At 48.3% G+C, this 16,665-nt stretch carries 12 protein-coding genes; 6 read left to right on the top strand and 6 right to left on the bottom strand.

Going from position 1 to position 16,665, the window contains the following annotated elements; genetic code table 11:
• Positions 1-7: 7 nt before the first annotated feature.
• Genes ACZ44I_RS04310 through ACZ44I_RS04320 form a run of 3 tightly spaced genes read right to left on the bottom strand, consistent with a single transcriptional unit; the run spans position 8 to position 7,702 of the window.
• Positions 8-2,308, bottom strand: a complete 2,301-nt coding sequence (locus ACZ44I_RS04310) for a PEGA domain-containing protein (RefSeq protein WP_464576591.1) — start codon at positions 2,306-2,308, stop codon at positions 8-10.
• Between the two features lie 59 nt (positions 2,309-2,367).
• Positions 2,368-3,732, bottom strand: coding sequence for a hypothetical protein (locus ACZ44I_RS04315; RefSeq protein WP_464548430.1), 1,365 nt, complete (start codon positions 3,730-3,732; stop codon positions 2,368-2,370).
• Positions 3,733-3,748: 16 nt separating this feature from the next.
• Positions 3,749-7,702 (bottom strand): molybdopterin-binding protein, encoded by a 3,954-nt coding sequence (locus ACZ44I_RS04320; protein WP_464548428.1) that lies wholly within the window; start codon positions 7,700-7,702, stop codon positions 3,749-3,751.
• A 369-nt stretch (positions 7,703-8,071) separates the two neighbouring features.
• Between ACZ44I_RS04320 and ACZ44I_RS04325 the strand changes: the two genes are divergently transcribed.
• The 5 genes from ACZ44I_RS04325 to ACZ44I_RS04345 all read left to right on the top strand — a co-directional run bounded on the left by ACZ44I_RS04325 (position 8,072) and on the right by ACZ44I_RS04345 (position 11,183).
• Positions 8,072-8,212, top strand: coding sequence for a hypothetical protein (locus tag ACZ44I_RS04325; RefSeq protein ID WP_464548426.1), 141 nt, complete (start codon positions 8,072-8,074; stop codon positions 8,210-8,212).
• Between the two features lie 23 nt (positions 8,213-8,235).
• A complete protein-coding gene (locus tag ACZ44I_RS04330; protein WP_464548424.1) occupies positions 8,236-9,048 on the top strand; it encodes an ABC transporter permease in 813 nt (270 codons plus the stop codon).
• Positions 9,035-10,111, top strand: coding sequence for an ABC transporter ATP-binding protein (locus ACZ44I_RS04335; protein WP_464548422.1), 1,077 nt, complete (start codon positions 9,035-9,037; stop codon positions 10,109-10,111). The genes ACZ44I_RS04330 and ACZ44I_RS04335 overlap by 14 nt, the downstream gene beginning before the upstream one ends.
• A 93-nt stretch (positions 10,112-10,204) precedes the next feature.
• Positions 10,205-10,810, top strand: coding sequence for an HD domain-containing protein (locus tag ACZ44I_RS04340; RefSeq protein ID WP_464548420.1), 606 nt, complete (start codon positions 10,205-10,207; stop codon positions 10,808-10,810).
• Between the two features lie 76 nt (positions 10,811-10,886).
• Positions 10,887-11,183, top strand: a complete 297-nt coding sequence (locus ACZ44I_RS04345; RefSeq protein ID WP_464548419.1) for a hypothetical protein — start codon at positions 10,887-10,889, stop codon at positions 11,181-11,183.
• A gap of 87 nt (positions 11,184-11,270) precedes the next feature.
• Here the strand turns inward: ACZ44I_RS04345 and ACZ44I_RS04350 are convergent, their stop codons facing one another.
• Positions 11,271-13,310, bottom strand: coding sequence for a sensor histidine kinase (locus ACZ44I_RS04350; RefSeq protein WP_464548417.1), 2,040 nt, complete (start codon positions 13,308-13,310; stop codon positions 11,271-11,273).
• A 272-nt stretch (positions 13,311-13,582) separates the two neighbouring features.
• On the opposite strand from ACZ44I_RS04350, the gene ACZ44I_RS04355 reads away from it, so the two are divergent.
• Positions 13,583-14,224: a hypothetical protein gene (locus ACZ44I_RS04355; protein WP_464548416.1), complete on the top strand. Its 642-nt coding sequence runs from the start codon at positions 13,583-13,585 to the stop codon at positions 14,222-14,224.
• Positions 14,225-14,416: 192 nt separating this feature from the next.
• Here ACZ44I_RS04355 and istB read toward each other — a convergent pair whose 3' ends face one another.
• Together istB and istA are read right to left on the bottom strand one after the other, a co-directional pair.
• On the bottom strand, positions 14,417-15,127 hold the full coding sequence (istB, locus tag ACZ44I_RS04360; protein WP_464548242.1) for an IS21-like element helper ATPase IstB: 711 nt from the start codon (positions 15,125-15,127) through the stop codon (positions 14,417-14,419).
• Positions 15,124-16,608, bottom strand: coding sequence for an IS21 family transposase (istA, locus tag ACZ44I_RS04365; RefSeq protein ID WP_464576593.1), 1,485 nt, complete (start codon positions 16,606-16,608; stop codon positions 15,124-15,126). Before istA ends, istB begins: the two co-directional genes overlap by 4 nt.
• Positions 16,609-16,665: the final 57 nt, after the last annotated feature.

Consider the following 16,665-nt stretch of genomic DNA (forward strand, 5'->3'; position numbering starts at 1 on the left):
ATTGGTTTTATACTATACATTCTGTCAATCCGTTTGGAATCACAGTCATCATTCGTGAGATTGTTTCATCAGGACCCTGAATCTTTACTTCATAGGTTCCAATCCGCATATGTTCAAAGATATGCGGGGTCGTCTCTCCGGTATATCTCTCGTAAAGATAGATTCTCTGTCCTGTTGGTGTGCTATTTATTGAGAGTGAACCGCTCTCATATGGAGTCAGGCTTGTTCTGATGGTGCCAGCAGATCCAGTTGTTTTTGGCCGAATGGTAATTTCATCGCTTGCCGGAAGATATCCTGGCTTTGAAACCACAATACGATGTTTCCCAGGGCTGAGATTTTCTATAACTGCAGGAGTTTTCTCCTCAAGAGGGAAGCCATTGATGAAGACAGAAGCCCCAGGGGGATCTGATTCAATCAGCAGATATGCCTCTGCACTCTCATCCATCTGAATTGTAAATGTCTCACTGTCCCTTATTCGATCAGGTATGGAAATGGAATAGTACGCATTATCACAATGAATGGTAATCCATCCCCCATCTCCTTCCAGCTCAATAGTTTCGGGCAGAGTATGTAAAGGATATATGCCGTTTACCGTGAATTGTTCTCCGTCTAAATCATTGGATTCTATCGTAATGCTCCTCAGATGCCTGTGTCCAATCGTATCGATCCTGACAGGCATTATGGCATCAGCGTGAACCCATACTCTCTGGTTTGGAGTGGCATCGTACTTGCTGTTTGATTCAAACCTGATGTTGTGCAATCCTTCACGGATACCATAAAGGACAATGGGCGTGTGGTATACCGTTTTCCTGTTGTCAAGTACAATCTCCCTTCCCTGAGGATACGATTCTATATAGAGACCTCCTGAACGGTTTCGATTGACTTTTTCTATGTGTTCAGATTCTGTCTCATTTTCAGTTTCGATTGTGACCTCCTCAACTTCTATCTGGGGGTTTGTAACGGTCTTTTCTTCAGTCCCTGTTTCAAAACCAATAATGGAGAGTAAGCCGCTCCATAAAGTACCAAAGAATGAGATGATCGAGCCGAAAAAACCCTGATCTTCGATCTGCTCTTCGATTATGCTATCTTCAGTCTCCTGACTGCCATCTTCCTGACTGGTAATATCAGGTTCATCGCCGGAAAGACCCGTTATAGTGGGTTTTTGGATCGCGGTTTCATTTGACGAGATGGCAGTTGCATTTTTTGTCCTTTCGGATCGCGGGATGAAGATAGCATCGATGAAAATCGTTTCATCCTCAATTACATCGATGGTGAAGGTTTCGTTTTCGTACCCCTCCTTGACAAGGGTGATGGTTCGTTCGCCAGGATCAACCAATTCCAACACAACATCTGTCAGGAGATCTGTATTTTCATCATCAAGAAAGATCTGTGCACCGGTTGGGATCGAAGATATTTCAACAGTACCGCCAATCTTTGTCAGGTTGAAAATCACCATTTCCACTTCGTTATGTTTGATCGTTATCCATTTCTCATCCGGGATCTCATATCCCTCAAGACGAACAGAGACGGTATACATTCCTGTCTCAATATCTGTCAGTGTACAGGGTGTGTATCGGCCAGTATCCTGATCATCAAGATAGACTGATGCTCCAATTGGATCACTATCAATCTGAATGGATCCGGTTGGCTCGGCTTCGCTGTTGATAATTATCTCACTGACGAACTGAACCGAAAGTCCGGTTGTTGTTGGGTACTGTCCATTATAAAAATACCAGTACTCCTGGGGAAACGTCTCTCTTTTATCAGCGACACCAAAAACATTTTTTCCTTCCGGGTTGGTTGAGGTGTCTGCAAAAAAGATGAGACGCATACCCGTCTGATAATCCGGCACATATCCATCTTCGTGGTGATACCATGTGATTCCCATCGGTCCCTGGCGGGATTCTGGATTATAGACATTTGCATAGGGAAATGTCCGTCTCATACCATCAGACGCACGTAGTGTAACCGTCTCTCCTTCAGACATCCCTCCAACGAGTTCACAGAGATCCCGGAGATCTGTTCCTTTCACGGCACCCATATCTTTCAGATTTTCGTCTTCAGCAGGATTCCAGATATCTCCTTCAAATATTGGCCCCTGATGGAAGTAGTGTGTAGATCCGTCCCCGAGAACCGGGAGATTGGATTCCATCCATTTGTAATCCACCACTCTTTCATTAAGAATTGTCATTCCATCTGCTGCATATCTGACAAGGCGAACCTCGGTTGTTGAGGCAGAACAAACCGAAATACAAAGCCCGGCTATAATAATAAGGCAAAAAAATAGTGTTTTAATGGTTTTTGTCATGAAAACACCTGTTACTTATACCAGGTATCTGGCAATGCAAAAAAAGGATGAATGAATCCCTACCTCCTCCTCACAAGAAAGAGTAATCCCAGTGCCATTATCGGGATAAGGGGAGATAGTGGCAGGTTGTTTGTGGGGGTTGGTTCAGGTGGCTGTGTCGGAGCTGCTGTTTGCTCAGGTAGTCCCGGGCTTACTTCCTCTGAGGTTTGCTCAGCCTCAGGTGTCTGGGTGCTCACCGGTTCCGTTGGTATTGGTGTGACAGGTTGTGTTTCATATACAAACCCGGATGATGGCGTTGATGAGGATCCGCCGCCACCTGGACTCCCTCCCCCTCCGGGAACGGAAAGCCCCATAAGAGCAAATGAGGAGAGACCAACCGGAGAGTTGGCTTCAAAAATGAAATCCCCGGCATTATTGGTGCCGATCATGGTGGTTGCGAGTGATGAGGTGCTTCCATCATCTGCCCGGCGCATGATAACGACACGTTCAACCCCCCCCATTGCAGTAACCCAGGCAGGACTCACCGCCATTCGTATCTTTGCGGATTGGATAAGCCCACCATCTCCGGCATTTGCTACATTGGTCTTCTGAATGTTCAGGACATATGCAACATCAAGGATTCCATGTCCTGATTGCTGGGCTGTCAGGAGAAAGCCACTTCGTGCATTTGAATCAGGCTCTTTTGTGATGGTGGATGAAATTTTTGCATCGGAAGGTGGCATTCTGCTGAGATCCATCTCGATCTCAGCTGCTCCTGTTCCGACAGTAGTATCAATCGATGCGGTGAGGGGAGTTGTTGTTGCAGTTATTCCTGCAACAAGCCCGGTGATTGATTGAGATCCGTCTGTTGGAGTGCCGTTTGTCTGGATTGTTATCTGCTCCCAGCCATTACCAACATTCTGCATTAGGATACTGTTGCCTTCTGTTGTTACAATTGCATTTGTCTGCTGCAGGTTGATGGTTACCTGCTGTGCATCCCCAATATCCTGTATCTGGATCCCTCCTGCATCAAAGGATGATTCACCTGATGCAACCGGAGTTTGATCATCCGGCTCTCCCGAACCGGAGAATGTAAGATCAAGCTCTTTTGTCGTCCCGCTCTCAAATGGTATTTCCTGTTCGGCTTTGAGGTTGCCGATCCAGAAGGTCACTATGGGATTTCCTGATGCGATATCATCTTCTGTTGCCTGAACGATAAGCCTCGAACCGGCTATCCCGGTTTCTCCATAGGCTCCATATTCTGTGAGGGTAAATGAACCGCGTTCATTGAAATTGATCTTGGCCGTGATGACAGTTCCCGGTGGTGCACCAATTCCATCGATTGTAACGCTTCCGTAAAATTCAGCTGGAAGAGGAGGAATTGCTGATGCTGCTCCGATGATGATACTGAAGAGAAGTAAAAAAATGAGTTTTCTGGATTTCATACTACACCTTAAACATTCAGAGGCTTGCAAGCTCTCCATTCCCGGTCAGGTAGACCCAGTATCCATGTGTGGGATACATCTCCTGTGTGTCACTGTAACTTCCGGATCCGCCCCGGATGATAGCAGTCTCGTACTTCTGGTTCACCGGATCATAGCCGATCGCCTGCGTCCACCCATCTCCAAGTGAAAGGAGTGTGTCCCGTGCTGATGCTGGTTCCAGACCTGAGAAGCCGATAGCATTCCATCCTTTGTAGAGCTCCCTTGTTGGGGGGGTCTGGACGGGGTTATCATCATAGAGAAGAGCGATCTCCGATTCATCAGCCGAGTAGATCCAGTATCCATTCAGTGGCGTGATCTGATCAGTAAGTTTGACTGCTTTCCAGAGCTTCAGTGCGGAATTGTATTCCCAGATACTTCTGTCCATTGTATCTACAGAAGCAAAGATCTGAGCGGTGTTGTTTCCACTCGATAGTCTCTTTGGTACTGAGATGAAGTTCCAGCCTTCTCTGAGCTGAATGAGATCATCTGCCTCAATCTGCGAAGGAAGGTCGGTCAACTCAATCTCATCGATACTGCCGACACGCTGTTTACCTGAGGTGAGTGCAGATCCAACAAGCCTGAGGGGCCACGTTGGTTTCTCTCCATCTGCCGGGAGTGGCTGGCCGTTTACTTCATCGGCGACGATGATATTGTTATTTCTTTTCACAAAGGTGCTGTGGAATGTTGCGGAGAAGTCATCTTCGGTTCCTTTGATTCCATCCGGACCATAATCGATGACGGTTACATTGTATCCTTCATCTGCAAGATCATCACGGTAAGGATCAGATCCAAAATCATGCTTGTTCTCATCATCGACCCAGCCGACCAATGTCCAGAGAGGCATTCCTGACCAGACATTCTCATCATCATCGGTGTAGATGCCGTAATGGCTGTCTCCTGCCAAGGCACATGCCTTTCCTGATTCAAAGTAGGATCGTGATATTTCGTCTGAAATCGCGCCGTTCAGGATAAGTGTCCAGTCTTCACGTGCTCCGGTATGGATCTCGATGGTTGAGATGTGTTTGTTTGAGCAACCTGCGGCTGATGGGTACTGGATGCCGTCGGACCAGTAGTAATGCCAGTACTCTTCTTTCAGCGTTGTGCGCATATCGTCTGCTCCGAAGATGCCATCAGGTGTGTTAAAGAAGAGGCGGTATCCATCTGTGTAATCAGGGACATATCCCTGGCGTTCTGTCCACCATGCGATGATGGCCTCACCCTGGCGTTCAAGTGGCGAGTTCACGTTCGTGTCATTAAGCTTCATGATATAGCCATCAGAGGCTCTTAAGATGATTTCACTGCCTTCGGGGGCTCCGCCAACCAGATCACAGAGATCTTTGATGGCTGTTCCCCGTACTACCTCATCGACTTTACCTGGGTTTTTGTCTTCGGCAGGATTCCAGAGATCATCCGGATCAAAGGTCGGACCCTGGAAACGGAGTCTTACGCCATCGTCTCCACCAATTACGGGGAGATTCTCCTTCATCCAGAGGTAATCCTTTTCCACCTCATTGATAACGGTGACCCCGTCTGGTGCATATTTTACAATGCGTACGGCTGGTGCTTCAGTTGGTGTATCAAATTCAGTCAGCTCAATCGTCTCGATATTTCCAACGCTCTTGCTCCCCTTTGCTCCATCCCCAACAAGGCGGAGTGGGAACGCATTGCCGGGTATGGCTGTTCCATTGACTGTATTCGCAACAATATAGTTGTTTTTGCTCTCTACTATCTCCTGGCTGGTGAAATCCTTGCTATAGGGTGAGTCGCCGCCGGATGAGACGATAACCGTGTACCCGGTCTCGGCAAGTTCTTCATTAAAGAAGTTTGATCCTTTCATCTTGTCATCATCGACAAGCCCTGCAAGACGCCAGAGTGGTATCCCGGTCCATACGCTGATGCCATCATCGTAGGTTACAGCATTCTGGGCAGCTTCCTCTTCAAAGAGGCTCTGGCTGATATTGGCAGTGATCTGTCTGCCTTTCAGGGTCAGGACCCATTCGCCTTCCGAAGGCTCCTCCGGAAGACCGGAGATCGAAATTGATGCAATATTGCCAACACGCTGTCCTCCGCTTGTCAGTGCAGATCCAACCAGCCTGAGTGGATAGTGTTCATCCAGTGGGGCTGCATTCACCTTGTTTGCGATGATATAATCGTTATTTCTAGCGATATCGGTACTTGCAAAGCTTTTTGAGTAACCATCATCAGCAGTGACGGTAACGGTGTACCCATCAGCTACCCGTGCGTCATTGAACTTCCAGTGATTGTCTGCATTGATATCGTCAACCACTGCGATCAGGTACCACAGTGGCATACCGGTCCAGACATTGTCGTCATTGTCTGTCCAGTGATTGGAATGACCACAACCAACCCCCTCTTCAAATTCAGATTGTGTGAAAGTCCTCCTGAACGCACCATCCAGCGTGATTGTCCATTCGGTCTGTGGTTGTGGCAGTCCAACCAGCTCAATCTTTACGATATTGCCGATCTTCTGCCCGCTGGATACATCTGCTCCAACAAGCTGGAGCGGGAAACAGGGCTTGTTCTTCTCTCCGATGGTTGCCGGCAGTGGCTCTCCGTTGAGTTTGTTTGCAACGATGATGTCGTTATTTCGAGCTACTGCCGCGCTCTGGAAATTAATGCTATACCCATCTCCGGCGATTACCTTTATCGAATATCCCTGTTCCGCAAGTGCGTCATTGAATGCTTCGCTTCCATGTTTGTTGTCGTCATCCACATAGCCGACAAGCCACCAGAGCGGCATTCCGCTCCAGACATTTCCATCTTCATCTTCATAGGTTGCACCATGTGGGAGGGTAGAACATTCAATTGCGCTCTCAAAGTAAGTTCTGTAAATCGTTTCACTGAGTTCACCTTCAAGCTCCAGTGTCCAGTCCTCGGGTGTACTGCCGCCACCAACTGAGACTTCTATTCTAACATATGCGGTTGCAGTCTCGGGGGTGACTGGTTTTACACCAAAGAAAAATTCGACGACATCTCCATCATTCAGTTGATAGATGTTGAGTCCTTCAGTTTCATAGTTGCCAAAGTCGTCAAGGGTCTGGCCATTAACATCGCAGATCCATGTTGTCCCAGCCGTTTTGTCAAAGAGATGTTCCCCGATCCCATCCAGCAGGAGGATCCCCTTTGTGCCAAATGATTTGTCATTGACAGTGAGGTCAAGACCTGTTGCATCGAGTGCACCAAGTGGGGTGAGGCGCTCAACATTGTAAACGGTTTCGGATGTTGCCTCAAGTGGGAAGGTCTCATCCTGAAGCTCAAGGGTATCATCAAAGAGCGTATCCTTATAGTCTTCAGGTGCATCTTCATTGCTCATGATAGCAATCTTTTTAACGTATTTTACTGAGAGACCTGTTGTGGTCGGGATGCCCGGTTCATAGTAGTACCAGTACTCCTCCGGGAAGGTCTCTTTCATATCATTGACGCCAAAGACACCGTCATCTGCAAAGAAGATCACTTTCATTCCGCTGGAATAGGCCGGGACATATCCATCACCATCGAGGTACCATGTGATTCCTATCGGTCCCTGTCTGGCTTCCGGATTATACACAACAGAATACGGGAATGTCTTTGAAAAACCATCGTCAGCGATGACCTTTACCGTTTCACCAGCTGACATCCCGCCGACAAGATCGCAGATATCCGCGAGATCTGTCCCTTTTACAGCACCCTGATCTTTGAGATTTACATCTTCATCGGGATTCCATGGATCTCCCTCAAAGACAGGACCCTGGTGGAAATAATGTGTTGTCCCATCTCCAAGGACGTCCAGGTTTGTTTCAAGCCAGGTATACTCTTTTGTTGTTTCATTCAGAACGGTTTCACCGTCAGAAGCATACTTTACGATATGGAGCTCAGTAGTAGCAGTGGCTCCTGCTGCTGGCATGATGAGGAGCATGAGCGCCATCAACATACACAATGATAATGCAGTCTTTTTCAATAAAGTCATAAACTATCACCATTTTCCCATTAAGCAAATATGGAATTCTATCTCCGGAAAAGACCAGATTATATGAGGTTGATTGAAAGAATTAAATAACTTATTTTAACTAAATCAACTAAATTTAATTGACTTAAAACGATGTGTCTTTATTATAAGATGGGAGCTCTTATGTATCTCCGCCCTGAAATCATTACATATATACACATGTAAAAGGTCTGTACGCCTTTTTCAGGCCTACATCATATTTATTCGATCATTGTCAACCTGATTCAATAAATCAAATTGACATTCTAATTAAAAAGGAAAATATTCATATCTACTGTCATCACTTTCACTGGTATGAAACAGAAACAGATAATTATCATCACCCTGTTGCTTGTCTACGCTGCTCTCTTCTTCAGCGGTTTTTCAGGATCAGATGAGATGGGATCATCCACGATTATTCCGGCAGAAGCAAGGGGTCTCACAGCCTCCTTCTGACCTCTTTCTTTCTTCGATATAATATGGCTCAAATCCCAGTTCTCCGTGATCGCTGCCTCATCTCCTTCTCCCTCCTCGGCGGTCTCATTCTTTCGCTTACATTGCTTGCCCTCCTGAATATGACGGTTCGGGAACTCTCGGATATTCCCCACCTGCTGCAGGTGGCAGCCGATTCAAAGGTGATTGACTCGATCATACTCACCATGGTAGCAGGTGCAAACGCCATAGTGATTCTGGTGTTTCTTGGTATCCCGCTTGCCTATGTGCTTGCCAGGACAGATTTCCGGGGAAAGAGATTTGTCGAGACGATTGTTGATATCCCTCTGATGCTTCCCCACACGGTTGCAGGAATTCTTGTGTATATCCTCTTTATGAAACGGGGATTGATCGGGGGACCTCTCTCTAATATTGGGTTTTCATTCGAGGATGCCTATCCCGGGATTGTTGTTGCGATGCTCTTTGTCTCTTCACCTTATTTCATCAATTCGGCACGGGAAGGTTTTGAGAAGGTCCCGGTGCATCTTGAGAATGTCGCAAGGACCCTTGGCGCATCCAGGTTTTCAGCATTCCTGCATGTTGTACTGCCGCTCTCTGCACGATATATCTATAATGGTGCAATATTTTCCTGGGGACGGGCGATTGGGGAATTTGCAGCCATCATCATGATCGCCTATTATCCGATGGTGATCTCAACGCTGCTCTATTACCGCTTCACAACAGGGGGTCTCAAAGAGAGCAGCACCATTGCGTTTATTATGATAATCGCATGCTTTGCGGTCTTTTTGTTACTTCGGTACCTGTCACGCTTTATCGGGAGGCACGATGATCGAGTTTAGGCATTTATCCCTTGCACTTGGAGATTTTGCACTCCGTGATGTGAGTATCAAAATCAACAGGGGAGATTATTATTTTATCATCGGTCCATCCGGTGCCGGAAAGACCGTTATCCTGGAGGCGATTGCGGGCCTTCATCTCCCTGATAAAGGAGAGGTGCTCATAAATGGCTCCAATACAACGTTGATACCCCCGGAGAAACGCCGGATTTCTCTTGTATACCAGGATTACTCGCTCTTCCCTCATATGGTGGTTGAGAAGAATATCGGGTTTGGCATGAAGATGCAGAAACGTTCCCGTGATGAGATTGATCGCCGGGTGGATGAGCTTCTCATGCAGTTTGGGATCTCTCATCTGAGAAACCGGTATCCGGGAACCCTGAGTGGAGGAGAGCAGCAACGTGTGGCGATTGCACGTGCTCTTGCCTCTGATCCAGAAATTCTCCTCCTTGACGAACCGTTCGCCGCACTTGATCCAATCACCCGCGAACAGATTATTGCAGATCTTCTCAGGATCCACCGGGAAGAGCATCTCACGATTGTCCAGGTGACACACGCAAGGGAAGAGATCCTTCGTATGGCAACCCGTTGTGCGGTGATCATCGATGGTATCCGCGTACAGGAGGGATCGGTTGATTCCGTATTTGAAACACCAAAGAGTACGGCTGTTGCCCGTTTTATTGGTATGGAGAATATTCTCTCTGGTGTTGTGGGAGCCGGAACCTCGAGTCTTGCCTCAATTGAGATCGCAGGAGTAAAGGTTAGTGCCGTTTCAAATGTCTCTCCTGGCAGTTCTGTCGAGATTGCCTTCCGGGCAGCTGATGTGTGGCTCCATGTTGGTGATAGCCATGCAAGCTCGGCGCAAAACCGGTTCAAGGGAACAATCACCGCCGTGATCCCTCTTGGCGGTCCCCTTACCCAGGTGCATCTCAATGTCGGCTTCCCAATCATTGCCCTCGTCACGAGCCGCTCGGCAGAAGATCTTGATCTGTCACCCGGTATGGATGTGATTGCCACCATCAAGGCGAGTGCTGTCCGGGTGATTGAGAGAGAATTGAGCAGATAGATCCATTTGAACACTCGGTGACTGTCTGATCGCAGGAGAAAGAATCCCTAATCCCCCTCTTTTGTATCTTGTGATCAAAAGGAGATCCTTTTCATGCAATACATTGAACTTTATTCCATGGATGGTGGGATTGACGGAATCGTAGGTCATGTCAGGACGTTTCTTCAGGCATCCGGCTCCCACGGCTTCGATCATACCGCACGGGTCACCAGTCTCTGCCGGAGTATCGGCATCCGGGAGGGTGCGGATATGGCGATTCTGATCCCGGCCGCCCTCTTCCATGATATCGCCCGCCCCCTTGAGGAGGAGAATGGTATCCCCCATGAAGAGCAGGGGGCGGAGATGGCAGAAGCGTATCTCCGGTCAATTCAGTATCCCGGTGACATGATCCATTCAATCTGCCATGCGATCCGTACCCACCGGTACAGTTCAGGGATTGCGCCGGAAACCCCCGAGGCAGAGATCCTTTCAGATGCCGACAAGCTTGATGCGATGGGTGCAGTCGGCATCGCCCGGACCTTCATGCAGGCAGGGGAGGAGAAAAGTGGCATTCCCGGTGCTGTCGCTCATTTCCATCTGAAGCTGCTGAAGCTGAAGGACCGGATGTATACAGAGACTGCCCGTGAGATGGCCGAAGAGAGGCATGCATTCCTTGTCGCATTTCTTCAGGAGCTTGAGCGTGAGGAATCCGGGGATTAGGTGGTGGGAAGGGCGACTCCTGATTCAGGCCTTGGTAAGCTTTGGTTATATATAGTTATATGACACACCATTCTGTATGTCAGCTGCCAGTACCTCGGCACACTCTCCTACTCTTGATACAATCCGGATGATCGAGGAGTTTGTTCAGGAGCATAGCGGGGAGTTCCGGCGGCGAGCTCTCTGGTCATCTCTCCCACGGAAAATGATGTACCAGACATTCAAAACCGCTATTGAGTACCTGATTGAATCAAACAAGATCGCCCTTGATGCCGATGGAAAAGTCTGCTGGATCTTTGATCCTGAACTCATCCGGTATTATATGGCGCGTGAAGACCTGCGGATCCCTCCAAAAAAGTTATGTATCTATATATAAAGGCTTTGGGGTAGTGGGATGCCGGTTTCTGCTCTCCCGATGTAGAAGAGCTGGCCGGTAGCCTGTGATGAGTGCCTCACTCCGGCTCTATCCGATCCGGTACCTGCCTTCTGGAACAAGCATCCTGAACCGGGCGCCTTCCCCGACAATTCCGTCCTCGCGTATGGAAATCCCGGTGATCTCAAGGATCTCGCGGACAAGGAATAATCCAAAACCGGTGTTTTTGCCATATCCGCGTTCGAAGATGATCTTCTTCTCATGATCCGGGATGCCGGGGCCGTCATCTTCCCAGGTGATCATAAGCCCCCCTTCTGTCTCTTCACATGAAATCTGCACACGGGTTGCCCCTTCTGCATGGCGGAGGGTGTTCTCATAGAGGTTGAAGAACGCCCTCTCGATCATCGGGTCTGCATAGATCGATATCCGGTCACAATCACAGGCGATCGGGAGTTTTGTGTCATCGATCGATTCTATCAGGCTGCTGATGGTCTTCCATGCCGGACTTTGTATCCCGAGCTGCTCATACTCGCGTGTGAACTCGATCTGTCTTTGAATATCATCAGTCGCTTTTCGTGCCTGTTTCAGGTACTCTGCCTGCCTCGCCTCATCATGTTCCTCCTCTACCAGCCCGAGGTATCCCTTCACAACCATCAACTTGTTCAGGATATCATGGCGGGTGATGGAGGAGAGGAGCTGGAGTTTTGCGTTTGTGAGGGTCAAAGCCTCCTCTCCTCTTTTCCGCTCGGTAATATCGTGGCTGATTCCCAGAATGCCAACCGGTTCACCTTTTGTATTCCTCAGAAACCGGACAGAGTTCTCAACAAGTATGGTGGATCCATTCCTGCAGTACTCTTCGCTCTCAAATGTGATGGTTCTGTTCGGATCAGCAGAACCTGAAGCTTCTTTTTCCCTCTCTTCAGCAAAGAGTGCCATGATTTCTTTAAGGGAGGCGGGAGTAATCCTCTCCTCAACCGGCATCGCAAGCGCCTCCAAAACGGTGAATCCTTTTATCTTCATCACCGAAGGGCTGGTATAAGTGAGATTGAGGTCCATATCGCAGATATAGATGATATCAGCGGTATTCTCGGCGATAAGGCGGTACTTCTCCTCGCTTTCACGGATAACCTGCTGATCTTTCTCTATGAACTCGAGCATACTGTTTATCGAGGCTGCGAGCTCTGCTACCTCATCATCACCGTCGACTCCAACTGATGCGGTGGTGGAAAGGCTGCCGGTGATATCCTGCACCTCCCGGTTCAGGCGGGTAATTCTCCTGAGGAAGAAATGGTTGATGAGCAGGTAGAAGAGCAAGGCGGAGATGCCCAAAAAGACCAGAATTGCTACCATTCCCGACTCGTAGGCGAGAATCCCCTTCCTGTATATTGTTCGCTCCTGGGTTATCGAGAGCGACATCACCGGCTCTCCGAAAATATCGGATACTATTGTTGATCCGGTGATCGTATCCGGCTCCTTTGAGATTTTAAGATATGGTTCATCTGTTGGCAGGGGCTCGTCCGGAATATTGGTGATCCGGATAGGAATGCCGGTGAGATCCGAGAGTTCTTCGATCCATCCTTCATCCATCGCACGTCCAAAGAGGAGGGTGCCCATGACAGGACCCTCTCCCCAGCTCATCCGGATCGGCCGTATTGCAACGAGCATCAGCCCGTCTTCGGTCTCAACAATCCCGGAGAGCTCTTCGGCGCCAGATAGGAGAAGGGAGTTATGGAGTGTGTAGAGTTGCGGGGGAACATCTCTCTCCTCACCGACATCCGGATCGAATCCACGCGCATATATGATATCTCCATCTGGTCCGGTGAAGATCATTGCATTGAGGTTGAAATATTGAAATACCGATTCATCAAGGTTCTTCTGCTCATACTCAGGATCCATCCCCTGCACAAACAAGTACGTGTCATCCCAGTCTGACCAGTCCAAAACACTTGTTGAGAGGAACTGTTGCTCCCTCTCAATTGACCTGATGGTTCTCTCCATCGTGTCTTCAAGTTGATTCTCCTCAAGATCGGCAAAATCATTGAGAATGAGCGTATGGGTGGCAAAACCAAGCACTGCAACCAGAGCTGCTATTACGAGGATGATGATAATTATCTGGTTCCGGACATTCACTCACTCTACCCCCTGTCTGTTCTGCGTTTACGGTTCATTGGTTGCCGATGATCCGATGCCTTGTACTGTCTGCATATCATCGTCTTCCAGGAATAATTATCTGCCTAAATGATTCCGGAGCATGTGGTAGTGCACCCGGTGATGCATCTGTTGGGTCATCTCTCACAATCGTGACTCACCCCAGATGGATCTTATTGTCATAATCCAGGAATCAATACCATTACCTGAACAATTCGAAACCGCTTTACCTCTGTGGATGAAGAGCATGTACCATGAACACGACACATTCACGCACGACAGATCGGGAGATAGTCAACAGGTGGGCGGTGGCGGAGATTAATAACGCTATCTCCGACCTTCTCTCAGGAAAGGGGCTGCTGCAGCCGGATGCTGACAGCTGCATCGGCTATTTCTATGTAGATCATGAGGAGGGGATCAACTTCCGTATCCATTCATTGTGCCGGACCCGTCCTGATGCTCTGCCGGAGATCATTCAACATTTTGAAGATCATGGCGAGGGCCTGATAATCATATCTGATGACGTGGGGTCATATACGCTGTTATCTGGTCAGGAATTACTGGCCCTCCCGATTGATGAGGAACAGAGATGGATGCTCTATTATGAGCCAGAGATGCTGCACACATTGAGAAAGAGAGTGGATATCGACAGGTTCCGTGCCCCCGTATATTTTGATGATGTAACGGTTCTGCTTTTCACCACCGACAAGGTCATCCAACCCGAACTTGTGTGGGTTCGCCTGAATAGCCAGTCAGAAGATGGCATGTCGTTTCAGGGAACGCTCCTAAATGAGCCGTATTCGGATTATGGCGTTCATGAAGGGGATATGCTAACGGTCCGCTTAGATGAACAGGAGGGGGAGTGGGTTCTGGTGGCAGAAATCGACTTTGAGTAGCGGGTTATCTTGCGGAATTCTGATCTTCTGATTCTAATCTCCAGAATATGATCGCAATTTCGCGTTATTCTTCCCCATCCTCTCTCTTTCACCGGTTACTCTATGTATTGGCCGATCCAAATTGATCCCCTAACGCCGATCCGAACTGATCCCCCCTTTAAATACTCACTCTTGGATAATCATATTTAATGATTATGCTTTCTTCTCTCTTCGGTAACTCTTCCCGTTCATGTTCAGGATAATCGCGTTCTGGGTGATCCGATCCAGAATCGCACCGGTCAGTGCCGGATCATGAAACACTTTCACCCACTCGGAAAAACTGAGATTCGAGGTGATGATCGTTGACATCGTTTCATATCGAGTTGCAAGCAGCTGAAACAACAGTTCTGCAGCAGCAAGATCAAAACTCACATACCCAAGTTCATCCAGAATCAGCAGATCAATCTTCTTGAACTGGCGGAGATAGAGTGTCAACCGGTTCTCATGCCGTGCCTCGATCATCTCGTTGATCAGTCCTGCAGCGGTCCGAAAGAGCACACGATACCCGGCTTCACAGGCCAGAACACCTGTACTGATCGCCATATGCGTCTTGCCAGTCCCGGCATTTCCAATGAGGATCACGTTCCTTCTCTCGGGGATGAAACCAAGATTCCTCAATCCAGGCACCGCATGTTTCCCATCCTCGGGAAGGTGCTCTCCAACCAGATCCTCAAATCTCTTCATCGTTGGAAATCCTGCCTGCCTCAGAGCACGCATCTGGCGATTCACCTTTCGTTTCTCCTGTTCAGCCTCGAGTGCCGAGATAAATATCTCCTCAATATCAGGTCTGTCAGGATAATTCTCCAGGATATACGAATGAACGCCACCAATACGGAGCTCTTTGCAGAGGAAATCGAGACTCATTCTCTCCGCCTCCTGAGGAGGTCGTCATAGGTATCCAGATCTGGTTTGGGTACAGAGAAGGCATCCTGAAAATCAAAAGGTTCAATCATCTGGACTTGATTCTGGAAGAGGAAGAATCTGAGTGTATCATAGGTGATGGGCATATTCTCTTCACTCAGCAGATCCAGAACTCCACAGAACGCCTCTTCTGAAGTGTCATTGACCAGATCAAGGATGGGGAGGAACTCTTTTGGATCACCTCGACACTGATGGGTGAAGAGATGCTTGAGTCGTGGATCACATTGGTTGAAGACTTTTGAATTGGCAAGCGCTCTTGGTTTTCGGTGGAACGTCTTGATGTAATGACGGATATCCGAGACCGGCTCCGGGCTGTTTGAACGGCGGGGATGAGTAGCAATGACCTGTTCACCATCGATCAGGCGAATAGTATCGACATACGCCTGCATGGTGATTGTCCTGCCACGATAGGTTGTCGGAACGGAATAGGAGGTGTTCTCGTATCGAACCATGGAATATTTGTTCAGGGTGGCTCTTCTGGTGTGACAGTTTGTATATTCAAGTGAAGGAAGGGGTTTCATGTGTGTACGTTCAACCTCCAGCCCCTCAGCCGGTGTCAGGTCACGGCGGTATGCCGGAAGATGGTTTATCTCGTCAATACAGGTGGAGAACCACTGGCACGCCTCCTGGAACGTGTCAAATGAGTCACGTTCACCGAATGCATATCTCCGGATATAGCCAACAGTCTCTTCATCTGTGCCCTTTTCCTGAGGTGAGGCAGCATTGCATACATGAGGTGTAAACCCATAATGTACTGCAAAACGAAGGAAATTGTCATTCAGCCGTTTCAACCGGGAATTATAGACGACACCGAGCCGATCATAGAAGATAGTCTCTGGAACGGCTCCAATTTCATTGAAAAAGTCGATATGGGTCTGGACTACTTCCAGATGTCCTGAATGCCGGAATAAACGGCCAAATCGATACAGAGAGGAGGGTAAGACCATTCCTCCACAGGAGAATGTGCACTCTTCACGCCCAATACACAGCACAACGTCTGCAAAGTCGAATTCGCCACGCCATCCTACGGGAGGTTCCTGTTCAATGAATGTCTCACGGAACGAGTGTTCTCTTTTCCAGCGACGGACCTCATCTTTGACGGTAGTATAGCCGATCGAGTAACCATCTCGCGTTGTGAGGAGCTGATGGATGCGTTTTGCAGTGATACGTTGTTTCCCACGATTACACTCACTCGATTCGAGGTATCCATGGATCTTCTCTTTTACCTCATCGGTGAGGACGCGGGAAGGTTGGATTACCACAGGATTGGCTGTGAGAAAGTCAGGGAGTTCTCCATTCTCCATCTGTTTCATCTGGCGAAGATAGCGTCTCACGGTATTGATGGACACATCAAGGCGTTGTGCGGTCTTTTTGATACTCCCATATTTCTCATAACAGTCGAGGATCTCTTTGATTTCTACCATTTCTTTCACCCTTTGTGCCACCTCATACCCTATTTAAAGGGAAGTGGCGGTTTTTGG

This window comes from Methanocalculus pumilus (assembly GCF_055382585.1).

Coding starts and splice junctions, on each gene's coding strand:
- ACZ44I_RS04310 (WP_464576591.1), bottom strand. CDS start 2,308: ATGACAAAAACCATTAAAACACTATTTTTTTGCCTTATTATTATAGCC.
- ACZ44I_RS04320 (WP_464548428.1), bottom strand. CDS start 7,702: ATGTTGATGGCGCTCATGCTCCTCATCATGCCAGCAGCAGGAGCCACT.
- ACZ44I_RS04330 (WP_464548424.1), top strand. CDS start 8,236: ATGGCTCAAATCCCAGTTCTCCGTGATCGCTGCCTCATCTCCTTCTCC.
- istB (WP_464548242.1), bottom strand. CDS start 15,127: ATGAGTCTCGATTTCCTCTGCAAAGAGCTCCGTATTGGTGGCGTTCAT.
- ACZ44I_RS04340 (WP_464548420.1), top strand. CDS start 10,205: ATGCAATACATTGAACTTTATTCCATGGATGGTGGGATTGACGGAATC.
- ACZ44I_RS04335 (WP_464548422.1), top strand. CDS start 9,035: ATGATCGAGTTTAGGCATTTATCCCTTGCACTTGGAGATTTTGCACTC.
- istA (WP_464576593.1), bottom strand. CDS start 16,608: ATGGTAGAAATCAAAGAGATCCTCGACTGTTATGAGAAATATGGGAGT.
- ACZ44I_RS04355 (WP_464548416.1), top strand. CDS start 13,583: ATGAACACGACACATTCACGCACGACAGATCGGGAGATAGTCAACAGG.
- ACZ44I_RS04325 (WP_464548426.1), top strand. CDS start 8,072: ATGAAACAGAAACAGATAATTATCATCACCCTGTTGCTTGTCTACGCT.
- ACZ44I_RS04315 (WP_464548430.1), bottom strand. CDS start 3,732: ATGAAATCCAGAAAACTCATTTTTTTACTTCTCTTCAGTATCATCATC.
- ACZ44I_RS04345 (WP_464548419.1), top strand. CDS start 10,887: ATGTCAGCTGCCAGTACCTCGGCACACTCTCCTACTCTTGATACAATC.